The 16265-nt window shown below is 60.8% G+C and carries 11 protein-coding genes and 1 pseudogene; 4 read left to right on the top strand and 8 right to left on the bottom strand.

The annotated features are described in order from the left end of the window. The first annotated feature begins 171 nt into the window (after positions 1-171). A complete protein-coding gene (locus FQ185_RS29095) occupies positions 172-1662 on the top strand; it encodes an aldehyde dehydrogenase (protein WP_149420448.1) in 1491 nt (496 codons plus the stop codon). 67 nt (positions 1663-1729) lie between these two features. Here the strand turns inward: FQ185_RS29095 and FQ185_RS29090 are convergent, their stop codons facing one another. From FQ185_RS29090 to FQ185_RS29060, 7 genes are all read right to left on the bottom strand, one after another. Then, entirely contained in the window at positions 1730-3019 is a 1290-nt protein-coding gene (locus FQ185_RS29090; protein ID WP_149420447.1) for a tryptophan 7-halogenase, read from the bottom strand. Then, on the bottom strand, positions 3016-3693 hold the full coding sequence (locus tag FQ185_RS29085) for a S8 family serine peptidase (protein ID WP_149420446.1): 678 nt from the start codon (positions 3691-3693) through the stop codon (positions 3016-3018). The genes FQ185_RS29090 and FQ185_RS29085 overlap by 4 nt, the downstream gene beginning before the upstream one ends. After that, a complete protein-coding gene (locus FQ185_RS29080) occupies positions 3683-5401 on the bottom strand; it encodes an ABC transporter ATP-binding protein (protein WP_149420445.1) in 1719 nt (572 codons plus the stop codon). The genes FQ185_RS29085 and FQ185_RS29080 overlap by 11 nt, the downstream gene beginning before the upstream one ends. Further along, on the bottom strand, positions 5401-7305 hold the full coding sequence (locus FQ185_RS29075) for a sigma-54-dependent Fis family transcriptional regulator (protein WP_149420444.1): 1905 nt from the start codon (positions 7303-7305) through the stop codon (positions 5401-5403). Before FQ185_RS29075 ends, FQ185_RS29080 begins: the two co-directional genes overlap by 1 nt. 247 nt (positions 7306-7552) lie before the next feature. Continuing rightward, complete coding sequence (locus FQ185_RS29070; RefSeq protein WP_149420443.1) at positions 7553-8578, bottom strand: histone deacetylase family protein; 1026 nt, start codon at positions 8576-8578, stop codon at positions 7553-7555. Between the two features lie 151 nt (positions 8579-8729). Continuing rightward, positions 8730-9959, bottom strand: a complete 1230-nt coding sequence (locus FQ185_RS29065) for a Zn-dependent hydrolase (RefSeq protein WP_149420442.1) — start codon at positions 9957-9959, stop codon at positions 8730-8732. A 23-nt stretch (positions 9960-9982) separates the two neighbouring features. Continuing rightward, positions 9983-11293: an MFS transporter gene (locus FQ185_RS29060; RefSeq protein WP_149420441.1), complete on the bottom strand. Its 1311-nt coding sequence runs from the start codon at positions 11291-11293 to the stop codon at positions 9983-9985. 161 nt (positions 11294-11454) lie between these two features. Between FQ185_RS29060 and FQ185_RS29055 the strand changes: the two genes are divergently transcribed. Both FQ185_RS29055 and FQ185_RS29050 read left to right on the top strand, forming a co-directional pair. Continuing rightward, on the top strand, positions 11455-12387 hold the full coding sequence (locus FQ185_RS29055) for a LysR family transcriptional regulator (protein ID WP_149420440.1): 933 nt from the start codon (positions 11455-11457) through the stop codon (positions 12385-12387). A 61-nt stretch (positions 12388-12448) separates the two neighbouring features. After that, positions 12449-12955: pseudogene (locus tag FQ185_RS29050) on the top strand (LysR family transcriptional regulator substrate-binding protein); the annotation flags it as partial. 16 nt (positions 12956-12971) lie between these two features. Here FQ185_RS29050 and mrdA read toward each other — a convergent pair. After that, positions 12972-14864: a penicillin-binding protein 2 gene (mrdA, locus tag FQ185_RS29045; RefSeq protein ID WP_149420439.1), complete on the bottom strand. Its 1893-nt coding sequence runs from the start codon at positions 14862-14864 to the stop codon at positions 12972-12974. Positions 14865-15148: 284 nt separating this feature from the next. Between mrdA and FQ185_RS29040 the strand changes: the two genes are divergently transcribed. After that, on the top strand, positions 15149-16072 hold the full coding sequence (locus FQ185_RS29040) for a TIGR03571 family LLM class oxidoreductase (RefSeq protein WP_149420438.1): 924 nt from the start codon (positions 15149-15151) through the stop codon (positions 16070-16072). The last annotated feature ends 193 nt before the right edge of the window (positions 16073-16265 follow it).

Here is a 16265-nt window from a genome sequence, read left to right as displayed (position 1 = left end):
AACCCGGTTGCTCGTCGTCTCAATCGCTGTCGCAATTTGCAACAAACCCATAGCATCCACCCTTCTTTTGAGTCACCCAAAATCCCGCTGACCAAGGCTATCCGGCCCTTCCCGGTACTTGGCACAGCCATTGCGAAAGCCTTGTTCTCACGAACAACAAGAGGTCTCGCCATGCCCCTCCCTTATTTGCTTCCCGCCACCTCGGCGTTCATCCAGCGCGCCCCGCGCATGCTCATCGGCGGTGACTGGGTCGAGGCCGCCGACAGCCAGACCATGCCCCTGCACAACCCGGCCACGGGTGAAGTGCTGTGCGTGGTGCCACGGGCCACGCCTGAGGATGTCGACCGCGCCGTACTCGCCGCCCGTCAGGCGTTCGATGATTCGGCCTGGACCCGCACCCGACCTCGGGAGCGACAGAATCTGTTGTGGAAACTCGCCGACCTGATGGAGCGCGACGCTGAACTGCTGGCGCAACTGGAATGCCTGAACAATGGTAAAAGCGCCGCCGTCGCCCAGGTGATGGACGTGCAACTGTCCATCGACTTCCTGCGCTACATGGCCGGTTGGGCGACCAAGATCGAAGGCTCCAGCGTTGAAGTCTCGATGCCGTTGATGCCCAACGATCAATTCCACAGTTTTATCCGCCGTGAAGCGGTGGGCGTGGTGGGTGCTATCGTCGCCTGGAACTTCCCATTGCTGCTGGCCTGCTGGAAGCTCGGCCCGGCCCTGGCCACCGGTTGTACCGTGGTGCTCAAACCCGCCGATGAAACCCCGCTGACCGCGCTGAAACTGGCGGAACTGGTGCTGGAAGCCGGTTATCCCGAGGGCGTGTTCAACGTGGTCACTGGCACCGGCATCACCGCGGGTTCCGCGCTGACTCACAACCCGCTGGTGGACAAACTGACCTTCACCGGCTCCACCGCCGTGGGTAAGCAGATCGGCAAGATCGCCATGGACTCCATGACCCGGGTCACCCTGGAATTGGGCGGTAAATCACCGACCATCGTCATGGCCGATGCCGACCTGAAGACCGCCGCAGCCGGTGCCGCCAGCGCGATTTTCTTCAATCAGGGTCAGGTGTGCTGCGCCGGTTCGCGGCTGTATGTGCAGCGCAAGCATTTCGACAATGTGGTGGCCGACATTGCCGACATCGCCAATGCGATGAAGCTCGGTAACGGCCTGGACCCAAGTGTCGAGATGGGGCCGCTGATCTCTGCGCGTCAGCAGGAGCGGGTCTCTCGCTATATCGAAATGGGCCGCGAAAGTGGCGCGACCATCGCGTGTGGTGGCGAGCAGTTCGGGCCGGGGTTTTTCGTCAAACCGACAGTGATCGTCGATGTCGATCAGAAGCACTCGCTGGTGCAGGAAGAAATCTTCGGGCCAGTGCTGGTGGCGATTCCGTTCGATGACGAGGCCGATGCGTTGCGCATGGCCAATGACAGTCCTTATGGGCTTGGGGCGAGCGTCTGGTCGAATGATCTGGCGGCGGTGCACCGGATGATTCCGCGGATCAAGTCGGGCTCGGTGTGGGTCAATTGCCACAGCGCTCTGGACCCGGCGTTGCCGTTTGGCGGGTACAAGATGTCGGGGGTCGGGCGTGAGATGGGGTATGCGGCGATTGAGCATTACACCGAGTTGAAGTCGGTGTTGATCAAGTTGTAATTGCGGCGCCCTCACGGGCCTCATCGCGGGCAAGCCCGCGATGGGGCCAGACCAGTCAGCTCAAATGTCAGGGTTTGAAGCCTTGTGACAGTAACCAACTCCTGACCATCCTCCCCTGCTCCACCGTCAGCCCCGTCAACGCCCGCTCGGCCGGTTCTGTACGCAACCGCCGCACCAACGGCGCCAGCTCAACCCCTTGCACATGCCAGATCCCCAATGGCTGATCCGCCGTGATCACCACCTCGGCCTCCTCGACAAAACCATCCTTGAGCACCGGCGCCCGCTCAATCCTCAGCGCATTGAAATCCGCATCGGCATGCGCGACCTCGGCATCCGGCCACTGCCGCCGCGCTTGCCAGAATGGCTTTTGCAACCAACGCTGTTCATCGGCATAAAAATCCCGCCCTATCCGCGCAAATCGCAAAAACAGCTGTTCCACCCGTTGCTGATGAAACCGCTGCGCCAGCGCGGCCCGCTCAGGCTTGCGCAATAAAGTGTTGATCACCGTCGGCGCCTGCAACGCTGAAGACAAGGACTGAAAGATGCCATTACCCGACAGCGGATCCACCGCCATCGCCGCGTCGCCGACCCGAATCCAGTTATCGCCACACACCTGCGGGGACAAAATCGCCGTGCTGCTGCGTGCATGCAGTTGCAGATCGATTTCCGGTCCGTCACTGAAAAACGCCCGCGCCAACGCCGAACCCTGGCGCCGCTCACAACAATAATCGAGCAACATCGCCTTGCCCGGTAACTCGGTGCTGGCCACGTCAACCGTCCATTGCCAGTAACACTGGCCGTCGGCCCGCCGCGCCATCCACGCCCAGCCGTCCTCAAGGCTTTCCACGGCGCTGGCCGTGTCGCCCGGCAGGCCTTGCCAGCGATTGAGCAGGCTGACCGTCTGCGGCCCACGCAAGCCTTTGCCGAGTGCGGGGGCCTGGCGTCCGCGAGCTTCCACCAGAAAGTCTGCGACCAGCGTGTCGCGCCCTTCGATCTCGATCCGATGCCCCGAAGCCGATGTCTGAACAGTCAGCACCCGACCTTCGATCAGCTCAACGCCGGCAAGACGCAGACCCTCGCGCAGACCTCGATCAAAGCGCGGACGATCCAGCAGAAATTCGATGTTCTGCGCATGTTGCTGACCGTTCCATGACACCTGTCTTTGGGACGGCAGCGCCGCATCCGCCAATGCTCGATGCAGACCCGCACCACGCAAGGCATCCAGCACCCGTACGGAAACGCCTTCCAGCGCCGCAAACCGCCGCCATTCGCTGACCAGCGTCACCGGGTAGCCGAGCCGTCGCAGCCCCAAGGCCACTGCCGCCCCCGCAGGCCCTGCACCCAGAATCAAGATCATGGGCCAAAGCGCCGTTCAGGGCCGCGATAACGAGCATTTCCCCGTAGCCAGTCGATCACCTGCTCATTGCTCGCCTCGGGATGTGCCGCGAGGAAACCCGCAATGTGTCCGCTCAACGCCGCACATCCCAGACTGGCGCCGGACTGCCCCGGATACGTCCCATGCACGCACGCGGCGAAATCCGCCTGAGCGCTGTTGAGCCACGACCATTGCTGTTCAGCGCAACGCGCATCCCCAGTCACTCGCAGCACCTGTGGATAATTCGCCGGAAACACCCCTTCGCCCTGGGCCGGACTGGCGGCACAAAGCAAAATGCCCCGTGCCACCGCTGCCGCGCAGGCCTCACGCAAGAGGCTGCGATCCTGTCGCAAGCCGAGACTCAAATTGATCAGGCGCACGTCCTGCGTCACCAGCCAATCGATGGCCGTGGCGATCTGCAACGCGCTGGTGACCCCACGCTGATCGAACACCTGCGCCACGCAAAATACCGCTGAAGGCGCCCGCCGACCGATGGCCTCGACCACCGCGCTGCCGTGGCCCAGCGGATCGTCACGCAAGTCGCTTTCGGCCAGTCCATCCTCCAGCAACGAAAACCGTCGCCCGGCCACCACCTGCACCCGCTGCGCCGCCGAGTGACCGCTGTCCACCACACCAATCCGCAGCTCAGGCTTCATGCAGCACCGTTTTTGAAGTGAGTACGCCGTCGAGCAATTCAAAGCGCAGATCGGCATCGGCCAGCGTGGAAGGACGATGGCTGATCAGGATCCGCGTGCGCCCGGCGAACAGTCGATCGATGGCTTCAATGACTTCGCGCTCGGTGGCTTCATCCACCGCCGAGGTCGCTTCGTCGAGCACCAGAATCAACGGATCCTGCAACAACGCCCGGGCGATGGCGATACGCTGTTTCTGCCCGCCGGACAACTGCTGACCGCGCTCACCCAACGGGCTGTCGAGGCCTTCGGGCAAGGACTCGATCAAGCTGTCGAGTTGCGCCAGCCGAGCGACTTCGGCAATCGCTTCGCGGCTGGCGTCCGGTACCGCGTAGGCGAGGTTATCGGCCAGGCTGCCGCGAAACAGCACGATGTCCTGACTGACCACCGCAATCCGCCGGCGTAGCTGGAACAGGTCCAGTTCACGCAAGTCGACCTCCCCCAGCAACACCCGGCCAGACTGCGGATCGTGGTGCCGTAGCAGCAGATCGATCAGGGTCGATTTACCGACCCCGGAACCGCCGCTCAGGGCGACTTTCAAACCGTAGGGAATGCGCGCCTCAATACCGCGCAAGGTGCTCGGGCGGCCGGGATGGCTGAAGTGCACGTCGTCGAATCGCAGCTCGCCCGAGGTCGGCATCGGCTGCGGCGTAACCGGCGTCAGAACGGTCGGCTCTTCGCCACGCAACTCCATCACCCGCCCGAGGCTGACGGTCATGCGTTGAATCGCGACATAGAGACCCAGCAGGCTCTGAACCGGCCCGACCGCCATGCCCAGGTAAGTGGAAAACGCGATCAGCGCGCCCAGCTGCCAAGTCCCTTGCACCACCCAATAACCACCGATCAAAAACGCACAGGCTCGGGACAAAGAAGTCAGCGTGCCGGGCACTGCCTGGGTGAAAAACTCAGTGACTTGCAGACGTAGCAACTGGCTCATATAGCCCTGGCCAAGCGTCTCCAGCCGCCGCGATTCGCGCTGTTGCTGACCAGCAGACTGAATGAACTTCATCACCGGCAGCGTCTCGACCATGAACGAGGACATGTCCGCCGAGCGCTCACGCAATTGCCGCACGTCACGCTCGACCTTGCGCCGCATCCAGCGCAGCCAGAGCACGTCGAGGGGGATCAGCACCAGCGCCAGCAACGAGAGTTTCCACGACAGGGTCAACAGCATCGCCACCGCGACCACCAGGCCGATCACGCTCGATACCGCCGAAAATAGCGAGTCCACGGCGAAGCGCTGGATCTCCGCGACGTCGCCGTCAAGACGCGACATCAGGTCACCGATACGCCGCTGACCGTAGAAACTCGGCGACAGTTTCTGCAAATGCCGATAGAGGTCATCGCGCAGGGCAAACAGAATCCGCCCGGACAGCCGCGTGTGCAGGTAACGATTGATCCCCGACAGTGCCGTGCCGAGCAACCCGGCGACGATCATCAGCCCGGCGATCAGCACCAGCATCGGAAAATTACGCGCCAGCAAACCATCGTCGATCAGCAATTTGGTCAGCCACGGCTGCACCAGTACCAGCGACGAGGCGCAGACCGACAAACCGAGCAGCCCGGCAATCGCCAGACGATGCGGGCGCACGAAGCTGTAGAGCCAACGCAACGCCGCTTGCAGGGCTTCGGGGTTCTGGCTGTCGATCAGCCGAACGATCAAGCGCTGCATCACGAGCGCAACTGTTTGAGCTTGCGATACAAGGTCGCGCGGCTGATGCCCAAGGCGTCGGCGGCGGCCGAAACGTTGCCCTGATGGCTGTCCAGAGATTGGCGAATCAGATCCAGTTCATTTTCGCGAATGCTGCCCGACTGAGGGCGTTCGGTAGCGGTCAGTTCGTCCAGCATGCTGTCGGGCAAGTGGTCGAGGGTGAGTGCCGTGTCGCCCGGTTCACGCATGGCCAACGCAGTGCGCAGGACCATTTCCAGTTGGCGGATATTGCCCGGCCAGTGATACCCGCTGAGCAAGCGATTCAAATCGTCATGCAAAACCACTGTCGGTGCATCCAGCTTGGCCAGCAGACGCGCAACCAGACCGCTGAAATCTTCGCGCTCGCGCAGGGCCGGAAGCATCACGCTGATGCCGTTGACCCGGTAAAACAGGTCTTCACGGAAGTGTTTGTCTTCCACCAGGCGCTTGAGGTCGCGGTGCGTGGCGCAGATCAGCGCGACGTCGATATCCTGTTCCTCGCCGGCACCCAGCGGGGCGACTTTGCGGTCCTGCAACACGCGCAGCAAACGGGCTTGCAAGGCCAGCGGCATGTCGCCGATTTCATCGAGAAACAAGGTGCCGCCATGGGCCTGTTGCAGGCGACCGATCATGCCGCCACGACGGGAGCCGGTGAACGCGCCTTCGCGGTAGCCGAACAGTTCTGATTCGATCAGGCCTTCGGGGATCGCCGCGCAGTTCACCGCGACGAAGGGTTTGTCGCAGCGGGTGCCGGCCATGTGCAGGGCGCGGGCGATGACTTCCTTACCGGTGCCGGTTTCACCCAGCAGCAACACCGGCAACTCATTGGCCAGACCTTGGCGGGCCATGCGCAAAGCCCTGGCATAACGGACGTTGCTGCCGGCCAGAGATTCCAGGTCTGGCTGTGGTTTGGCCGTTTTGGCGGCACTGCGCGGTGGGCTGCTGACGTTGATCGAACGTTGTGGCGCGCGCAGGGTTTTGTAGAAGAATTCGCCTTTGGCGGTTTGCAGGCTGCCGACGCCGCCCTGATGCAGGCGCGATAACAGTTGCAGGCCATCGACGCCCAGAAACTCTTCACAGCGTCGACCGACCAACGCCGAGCGTTCGGCGTGGAGCAACTGACAGGCCTGGGCGCTGACCGCGAGAATCTGCCCGCCGAGGTTCACCGCCAACAGGCCCTGCCAAGGGGATTCGAGGTATTGCCGACGGCTGTGGAAGGCCAGGACGATCTCGTCCGGATAACTGGCGTTGAACACGCGGCTTTCGATCTGGCTGACGGCCATGGCCAGCAACGCGGTGCTGTCGTGGACGCGGCCGAGCGGGCCTTCACGGGTCAGGTCGAGCACGCCGAGGATGTCGCCTTGCGGGCAATAAATCGGCACTGACGTGCAGGAGAAATCGCTCAGGCGATCAAGGTAATGTTCGCCGCAATCGATCATCGTGGGCCGCGCTTCCACCAGCGCGGTGCCGAGGGCATTGGTGCCGCGAGCGGCTTCGCTCCAGCAGGCGCCAAGGGTGATGTCTTGCAGGCCGCTGCCCTTGAGACGATCGGCACGACCTTCGACGGCGAGGATGGTGGCGTCGGAATTGGCGAGGATGATCAGCCCTTCCTTGCCTTGCCGTTCGGCCAGGTAATCGATGGCCGGCAATGCCGCATCGATCAGCAGCCGATTGCTCGCCAACAGCACGTCGAGACTCGCGCTCGATTCCAGCGCCAGCTCATGCTTGGCATTGAAATGCACGCCATGGCTCAGGCTACGTCGCCACGACGCATCGATTTCCGCGCGCAACACGCCATCGGGGACTTCGCCCTCCAGATGGAGTTTTTCCCGAGCCAGCCGGGCTTCGCTGTGTAGCTTGGGGGGAGTTGTTTTTATTAGCGTCATCAAGCGCTCCGGATCGGTCCGCCCTGCGCTTTTTCAAGATCAGCGCCCTGCCGCAATCTTTACGTTAACGTCAGGGCGATGGCAAGTGCATTACAGCACTTGGGTTCTGTCAGGTGGACCGAGTCATCGTTCATCGCGAGCAGACTCGCTCCCACAGTTGACCCGGTTGAACCGCAGATTTGTGAACGACGCCAAACCTGTGGGAGCGAGCCTGCTCGCGATTACGGTCTCTCAGACAACTCAAGGCTCAGAGCTGCCACACCTCGGCATTCACAAAAAACGCCCGCGCATTATCCTCCAGACTCTCCAGGTGATACCCCCCCTCTTGCACAATCAGACACGGCAACCCAAGGCTGCGAATCCGCTCGCCCAATAGCGCAAACCCTTCACGCGTCACCGCCACTTTGCTCTGCGGATCGAGCTCGAAAATATCGAAGCCCAAAGACAACACCAGCACCTCGGCGCCGAAGTCTTTCACCGCCGCCAATGCCACGTCCAATTGACCCAGAAAGTCGGCTTCACTGGCGCCATGCGCCATCGGCAAGTTGAGGTTGAACCCCTCGCCCTTCCCGACACCCCGTTCATCAGCAAACCCGGCAACCCCCGGATAGAAGTTGGTCGGGTCGCCATGCACCGAGACGTACAGCACATCATCGCGGTCGTAGAAAATCTCCTGAATCCCTTGCCCGTGGTGCATGTCAGTGTCGAGCACCGCGACTCGCTCAAACCCGCCCCGCAACACCTGCGCCGCCACCGCCGCGTTGTTCACATAGCAGAAACCACCCGCGGCCTCGGCCCGGGCGTGATGACCCGGTGGACGACACAAGGCATATGCCGCCGGCTCGCCATCCAGCAACGCCTGGGCCCCGGCAATGGCGCTCTGCGCCGACCAGTAGGCCGAACGCCAGGTCTGCTCGCCCACCGGGCAACTGCCATCCGCCAGATAACGAGCGGCCTGGGCGAGAATTCCGCGCAGGGCGTTTGGCTCGCGGACGAAGATGTTCGACATCACTTCGTCGCCCCAGTCCTCGGGGATCTCCTTCCAGCGCTGATGAGCTTCCTGCAAGAACGTCAGATACGGCGCACCGTGGACCGCCAGCAGCGGATCGAGACCGGCATCGGTCGGTTGCTCAACCGTAAAACCCAACGCGTGCGATGCCTGCACCAATCGTTGAGCGCGCTCCGGCACTTCCTGCGGCGTGCGCATCTGCCCACGGGAGTAGTAACTGCGTGGATGGTGAAGCAATTGTTCGGGATGGAAAAAACTGCGCATGGATTATCACCTGTCAGTTAACGTAAATCTTGAAACCGAGTGCGTTCAACTGTGGGAGCGAGCCTGCTCGCGAAGAGGGAGTATCAGTCGACGCCATGTTTGTTTGACACAACGCTTTCGCGAGCAGGCTCGCTCCCACATGGGATTGCGTTTACTCGACTTTGCCGGCACGGCTCAGCACGGCGTTGAGCAACACATCGGTGCCCTGACGCACGTCTTCGGGCAACACGTCTTCAGCTTCGTTATGGCTCAAGCCGCCGACACAAGGGATGAACACCATGGCCGTCGGGCAGAACCGCGCCAGATGAATCGCATCGTGCCCGGCGCCGCTGACAATCGATTGCTGAGCGTAGCCCAGCGCGTCTACCGCCTGCTGCACGGCCGCCACACAATCGGCATCGAACGGTGTTGCCGGGCTGATCCAGTGAGGCGTAATCGTCAGGTTCAAGCCTCGGCTATCGGCTATCGCCTGAAGCCGCTCGCGGACTTGCTGCTCCATGACCTCAATCGCTTCATCGCGGTGATGACGCAGGTCGACGGTGAAATTCACCAGCCCCGGAATGGTGTTGCGTGACGATTTGTTGATGTTCAATTCACCGACGGTGGTCAGGCCTTCAGGGGCGAAATCACTGGCCAATTCCTCGATCGACTGAATCATCCGCGCCACGCCGTACAAGGCGTCCTTGCGCAGCGGCATCGGCGTGGTGCCGGCGTGGGCAGCCATGCCTTCGACCCGCACGTCGAGCCAGCGAATCGCCTGCCCGCCGCTGACCACGCCGATGCTCTTGGCGTTATCTTCGAGGATCGGCCCTTGTTCGATGTGCGCTTCAAAGTACGCATCCACCGCACCGCCCAATGGACGCTCGCCGGCATAACCGGTGCGTTGCAGCGCCTCGGCAACGCTGATGCCGTCGATGTCACGCACCGCCAGCGCCGCGTCCAGTTGCATGATGCCGGTGAACACCGCCGAGCCGAACATCGCCGGAGTGAAGCGTGCGCCTTCTTCGTTGGTCCAGACCGCCACTTCCAGCGGTTTGCGGGTCTGGATGCCCAGGTCATTCAGGCAACGCACCACTTCCAGGCCGGCAAGCACGCCGTAGACGCCATCGAAACGCCCGCCTTCAGGTTGGGTGTCGAGGTGGCTGCCCATCATCACCGGGGCGGCATCCGGATCGGTGCCAGCGCGGCGGGCGAACAAGTTGCCGATAGCGTCCACGCTCAGGGTCATGCCCGCTTCGCGGCACCAATGGGAAAACAATTCACGACCGGCCTTGTCGTCATCGCTCAAGGCCAGACGGCAGCTACCGCCACGGGCGGTGGCGCCGATTTCGGCCATGGCCATCAGGCTCGCCCACAGGCGTTCGCCATTAATTTTCAACATGAGTTACTCCTGGAAAACTTTGATTACGCGTTGGCCATTTCAATGCGTTCAGCGCTGGCATGGCGACGGGCAAGGGACAAGACACAGATCAGTGACGTCGCGGCGATCAGGCTGTAGAACACCGCCATCGGCCACCATTGGCCGGCGTATTTGTGCGCCAGCATCGTGCCGATCAGCGGCGTCAGACCACCCGCCAGGGCACCGCAAATCTGATAGGCCAGCGAGATCGCGGTGTAGCGCACGCGGGTTTCGAACATGCCGCTGACGTAACCGGCGATTACCGCGTAGAACGACGCCATGCACACCACCGCAAGGGCGATGCCGAGGATGATCAGCGGCGCCTGGGCCGAACTGACCAGCACGAACATCGGGTACGGCGAGGCCATCGCCAGCAACGACACCAGGCACAGGAAACGCGTCGCGCCCATTTTCTCGGCAACCCATGCCGCCAGCGGTTGAATGCAGAACTGAATGATCGCCACCACAAACAGGCACTCAAGAATCAGCGAGCGCGGCAGTTCGAGTTGCTGGGTGGTGTAGGCGATCATGAAGGTGTTGGTGAAATACACCCCTGCGATCCCGAGGGTGTTGGCGCCGATGCACAGCAGCAGCGGACGCCACGCGGTGCGCAGCACTTCCATGACCGGTGCCTGCTCCTTGCGTGTACTTTTGCGCGCCAGTTCGCGGCTGGCGAGGAATTCCGGCGACTCATTTACGCCCAGGCGAATCGCCAGGCCGACCAGCAACAACAGCGAGCTGGCGAGAAACGGCAGACGCCAGCCCCAGCTCATCAGGTCTTCTTCCGGCAAACGGGTAACCGCACTGAAGGCCAGCAACGACAGGATCAAACCCGCCGGGCTGCCCAATTGAGCAAAGGAGGCGAAGAAATTGCGACGCCCCTTCGGCGCATGCTCACCCGCCATCAACACCGCGCCGCCCCACTCGCCACCAACCGCAATGCCCTGGACGATGCGCAGCAGGATCAACAGCACCGGCGCCGCGGCACCGATTTGTGCGTAGGTGGGCAGCAAGCCGATGCACACCGTCACCACGCCCATCATCAGCAAGGTGATGATCAGCGACTTCTTGCGACCGATGCGGTCGCCGATATGGCCAAAGATAATCCCGCCCAACGGTCGAGCAAAGAAGCCCACGGCGAAGGTGCCGAAGGCGGCCATGGTGCTGAACAGTTTGTCGTCGGAAGGGAAAAATAGCGCACCGAATACCAGCGCGGCAGCGGTAGCGTAGATGTAAAAGTCGTACCACTCGATCATGGTGCCGATGAATGCAGCAGCCGCAGCGCGGCGTGGCTGGGGCGAAGCGTTGGGCTTCATGGTCAGGCTCCTTTGATTGTTTTTTTGGCAGGAGAGAAACGGCGGATTCAAGGCACTCTGGCGGCGCCTGTCTGGAGTTGATTTATCGTCTGGGGGCTATGATTAGTCAATTTTCTATTTATTATGCGAACTATTACGTCACCTTATAATCGAGAGCCGCCATGGCCGAACGCGAAGTGCAACGCCTGCTCAATGATCGTCTGGACTGGAACCTGCTGCGCACTTTCCGGGTGATCGGTCAGGAGCTGAGCATCAGCCGCGCCGCCGCCCGCCTGCACCTGACGCAACCGGCGGTGAGCCAGGCGCTGAAGCGTCTGGAAGAACAACTGGGTCGGCAGCTGATCGCCCGTCGCGGGCCACGGTTTGCGCTCACCGAAGTCGGCGAGCAGATCTTCGAACTGGCCGGAGAAATCTATGGACAGATGTCTCAGGTCAGCAGCGTGCTGGAGCGACCGGCCGACGAAGTGATCGGCAAGGTTCGATTGCTGATCGTCAGCCGGATCTTCTCGGAACGTTTCGATGACTTCCTCGCGGACTTCCATCGCCAGCACCCGCGGGTCGATCTGGAGGTGGAGGTGATGCGCAGTTCCGACATCGTCAGCGCTTTGCAGGAAAAGACCGCGACCCTCGGCCTGAGCCTCAATCGCCGCCCACAACCGCGCCTGGAACAACGACTGTTCCTGCGTCAACGCTATGCGTTTTTCTGCGGCAAGCACCATGCGCTGTTCGGCCAGCAGAACGTCGCCGAAGGGGATTTGCAGCGGGAGAATTTCGTCAGTTTCACCAGCGACCAGATCGGCGGCATGCTGTCACCGCTGACGATCTTTCGTGATCAGCAGGGTTTCAGCGGACGGATCGTCGCGTCGTCACCGAGCCTGGAAGAAGTCCGGCGACTGGTGATCGCCGGGTTCGGTATTGGCTGTTTACCCGAGCACGTGGTGGCGGCGGACGTCGAAGCCGGATTGCTCTGGCGCCTGCCGCCACACGAAGGGATTGCCGATGTGGATATTCACTTGCTGTGGAACCGCGAGCAACGCATGAGCCGGGCCGAGACGATGTTCATCGAGAGCCTGCAACGTTGCCTGACAACCTAGACGCGCAACACCTGCGCCACCGGCTCTCCCGCACGCCAACGCTCGAGTAAAAGCGGCTTGTTCGCTGTTGCAAAAGACCGCGACAGTAGGCGTGGGCCTGTGTCGTTTACCGCAGCCGCGACTGGAGCAGCGGGTGCTGTTTCGCGAGCGATATGCGTACTTCTGCGGACAGCGTCATCGGCTGTTCGGGCAAGCAAATCTGACACTGGAACAGCTCGCCGCAGAGAACTTCGTCAGCTTCACCAGCGATCAATTGGGAGGTAATCTTTCGCCCCTGACACTGTTTCGCGACCAGCAAGGCTTTACCGGAAAGATCGTTGCTTCATCGACGAGTTTCGAGGAGATATACCGCTTGATCTGCGCAGGGTTCGGCATTGGCTGTCTGCCGACTCATCTGGTGCGTCGAGATGTCGAGCAAGGTTTGCTCTGGCGGTTGCCGCCGGAAGATGGGGTGGTGGATTTCGATATCCAGCTGTTGTGGAATCGCGAGCAGAAGATGAGTCAGGCTGAAACCGTGTTTCTCGAAAGCTTCCAGCACATGCTCAGTATTCGTGAGCCTGTGCTGTGAAGCTTTATTAACGCTCTTAGACGTGAGGGTCGCCCGGTGTTTTGACGGGAGTGGCGTATTGCGGCTTCAAATGACCGTTCTGATCGAGCAACCAGGCGTCCATGATTTGCCGCACCACGGGACCCGCGACGCGACCACCCGCCTCACCGTTTTCGATCATCACCGAGATGACAATCTTTGGATGCTCGGCCGGGGCGAAACCGACGAACAAGGCGTTGTCACGGTTACGCTCCAGGGTTTTCGCCCGGTTGTAGCGTTCGCCCTGCTTGATCGCCACCACTTGCGCGGTACCACTCTTGCCAGCGATACGGTATTGGGCCCCCGCCGCTGCCGCCCGGGCAATCCCGCGTGCATCGTGCATCACCCTCTGCATGCCGTGGTTGACCTGTTCCCAGTCACGCGGATCCTTGAGCAGGATGTTCGGCATCGGATGCTCATCCACCGGCGCTACGCCGTCCACGGTCTTGGCCAGATGCGGTCGGTTCCACACACCTTTGTTGGCGATCAGCGCGGTGGCCTGGGCCAGCTGCAGCGGTGTGACCTGCATGTAGCCCTGGCCGATGCCGAGAATCACCGTTTCACCCGGGAACCACGGTTGACGGCGCGTAGCGCGCTTCCAGGCCTGGGACGGCATCAGGCCTGCGGATTCTTCGAACATGTCCAGCGAGACCTTCTCGCCGAGGCCGAACATCGCCATGTAGTCGTGCAGGCGATCAATGCCCAGCTTATGGGCCAAGTCGTAAAAGTAAGTATCGTTGGAGCGCATGATTGCCGCGTCCATGTCCACCCAACCGTCGCCGCTGTGGTTCCAGTTACGGTATTTATGATCGAAGCCGGGCAATTGGTAGTAACCCGGGTCGAAGACGCGGGTCTGGGGGGTGACTACGCCGGCGTCGAGGCCGGCAATCGCCACTTCCGGCTTGATGGTCGAACCCGGCGCGTAGAGACCGCGAAGCACGCGGTTGAACAGCGGACGATCGATGGAATCGTGCAGCGCCGCGTACTCCTTGAAGCTGATCCCGGTGACGAACAGGTTCGGGTCGAAGCTGGGTTTGCTGACCATCGCGAGCACTTCGCCGGTCGACGGATCAAGAGCGACCACTGAACCGCGACGATCCCCCAAAGCCTGTTCTGCGGCCTCCTGAAGTTTGACGTCGAGGCTCAGTACGATGTTTTTACCGGGGATCGGATCGGTGTGCTTGAGTACGCGCAGCACACGGCCCTGGGCATTGGTTTCAACTTCTTCATAGCCAACGTGGCCGTGCAGTTCAGACTCGTAGAATTTTTCGATGCCGGTCTTGCCGATGGATTGGGTGCCACGGTATTCCACCGTATCCAGGGCCTTGGACTCTTTCTCGTTGATGCGACCGACGTAGCCGATCGAATGCGCAAAGTGCACGCTCATCGGGTAGTGGCGAACGAACTGTGGCTCGACATCAATCCCTGGCAGGCGGAATTCGTTTACCGCCAGTACTGCAATTTGCTCTTCGCTGAGTTCATAGAACAAGGTCACCGGCACGAATGGATGCCGTGCCTGCTTCATTGCCTTGTCGAACAACGTGCGGTCTTCGGTCGGTAAGTGCAGGAGATTGATCACCTCATCCAGCTCTTCGTTGACATCGCTAGCGCGCTCGCGGGTGATGGTCAGGTTGAAGCTGGGCCGGTTGTCCGCCAGGACCACGCCGTTGCGGTCATAGATCAGCCCTCTCGTGGGGGTGATTGGCAATACGTGCACACGATTGTTTTCGGAGATCGTCGAGTGATAGTCGAACTCGACCACTTGCAGGACATACATGCGCACCACCAGCGCGCAGGTAATGGCGACGACGAACAGGGCGCAAGCCATCAGCCTTTTGTTGACCAGGAGCGTCTCTTTTTCGTGGTCCTTGATTGGTATCGGTTCGGGCATTTCTGCAGCAGCTCTTTGACTGTAAAGGGGAATATCAATCCATAGATTTGCAATCAGTCCGTTAAAAAAACGAGCTGCACCATACCAAAAACTACGCGGTCAATTTAGCGTGATTTCCTCGATCGGTTGTTCTTGGGGGCCAAAACGACGGTCGGGCGTGATTTCTTTTTTGGTCTAACTCATGCGATTTACGCAAGATTGATATTCCCATTCATGCATTTTTCTTGCGGATGGGGCTGTAGATACTGGGTGCATGTCATTGCGTTTTATTTGGGAGTCTTTTCATGCATCCACGATTTCAACGATTACTTGGCACGAATGGATTTTCCATAGGGCTCGAACTGCCACTGGATAACGATTGGTCCAGCGATGGGCAGCGGCTGCGCATTGCCCAAGAGCGGCCTTTTGGTGTTCCGGACCTGAAGCAGCACACCGCCATGGCGCGCCTGGCCGACAAGTCAGGGTTCCGTGCGCTCTGGGTTCGGGATGTGCCGGTTTACGATCCCGATTTTGGTGATGCGGCCCAGGTCTTCGAAACCTTTTCGTACCTTGGATACCTGGCCGGGATCACTGACAACATCATGTTGGGCACAGCGGCGGTTGTATTACCCCTGCGTCAGCCTTGGTTAACGCTCAAGTCGGCCAACAGTGTCGATGAGTTGAGTGATGGACGTCTGCTCCTGGGGGTAGCCAGTGGCGACCGTCCTATGGAATATCCGTTGTTTGGCGTGGACTACGATCGGCGGGGAGAGATCTTTCGCGATACCGTTGAGTTGTTGCGTAGCCAAGGCGAAGGGCGACTGCCTGCAGGTGCTCGGTTACTTCCGGAGCGCGATCAGGCCGCCCCGCTTCTCGTAGCAGGTCTCGGTCAGCAATCCCCTGCGTGGATCGGCCAATACATGGACGGCTGGCTCGCCTACCCCGGCACCCCGGACGAACACCGTCGCCGAGTGGGACTGTGGAGAGAAGTCGGGGGTGATAAACCCTACATCAGCTTCGTACATCTGGATCTGGCGAGCAATCCTCATGCATCGATGCGGCGTGTGCGTTTCGGCGGTAGTTGTGGGCGGTTGGCGCTGATCGATGAGCTTCAGGCTTTGCGTGAGGCTGGTGTGCAGCATGTTGGCCTGCATCTGCGCCGAAGCGAGCGACCGGTCGCAGAGGTTATTGAAGAGATAGCTGAATACGTGCTGCCTAAGTTTCATTAACGATGCTGCTGGGACCTGGGATAGCCGTTGAGCCGTCCCTTTTTTTCGTCACGCCGCTTTCCTGCAGGCAAAACAAAACCCCTACCTGCATACGCAGATAGGGGTTTCGGAATTTAATCTTGACGATGACCTACTCTCACATGGGGAAACCCCACACTACCATCGGCGATGCATCGTTTCACTGCTGAGTTCG

The organism is Pseudomonas sp. ANT_H12B (genome assembly GCF_008369325.1).
Lineage (GTDB): Bacteria > Pseudomonadota > Gammaproteobacteria > Pseudomonadales > Pseudomonadaceae > Aquipseudomonas.
The sequence above is the reverse complement of the archived record's forward strand: the minus strand, read 5'-3'. Positions and strand labels throughout refer to the sequence as shown.

Bases quoted from the DNA above. Each gene is read 5' to 3' on its own strand.
- FQ185_RS29095 (WP_149420448.1), top strand. From the start codon at position 172: ATGCCCCTCCCTTATTTGCTTCCCGCCACCTCGGCGTTCATCCAGCGC.
- FQ185_RS29090 (WP_149420447.1), bottom strand. From the start codon at position 3,019: ATGATCTTGATTCTGGGTGCAGGGCCTGCGGGGGCGGCAGTGGCCTTG.
- FQ185_RS29085 (WP_149420446.1), bottom strand. From the start codon at position 3,693: ATGAAGCCTGAGCTGCGGATTGGTGTGGTGGACAGCGGTCACTCGGCG.
- FQ185_RS29080 (WP_149420445.1), bottom strand. From the start codon at position 5,401: ATGCAGCGCTTGATCGTTCGGCTGATCGACAGCCAGAACCCCGAAGCC.
- FQ185_RS29075 (WP_149420444.1), bottom strand. From the start codon at position 7,305: ATGACGCTAATAAAAACAACTCCCCCCAAGCTACACAGCGAAGCCCGG.
- FQ185_RS29070 (WP_149420443.1), bottom strand. From the start codon at position 8,578: ATGCGCAGTTTTTTCCATCCCGAACAATTGCTTCACCATCCACGCAGT.
- FQ185_RS29065 (WP_149420442.1), bottom strand. From the start codon at position 9,959: ATGTTGAAAATTAATGGCGAACGCCTGTGGGCGAGCCTGATGGCCATG.
- FQ185_RS29060 (WP_149420441.1), bottom strand. From the start codon at position 11,293: ATGAAGCCCAACGCTTCGCCCCAGCCACGCCGCGCTGCGGCTGCTGCA.
- FQ185_RS29055 (WP_149420440.1), top strand. From the start codon at position 11,455: ATGGCCGAACGCGAAGTGCAACGCCTGCTCAATGATCGTCTGGACTGG.
- mrdA (WP_149420439.1), bottom strand. From the start codon at position 14,864: ATGCCCGAACCGATACCAATCAAGGACCACGAAAAAGAGACGCTCCTG.
- FQ185_RS29040 (WP_149420438.1), top strand. From the start codon at position 15,149: ATGCATCCACGATTTCAACGATTACTTGGCACGAATGGATTTTCCATA.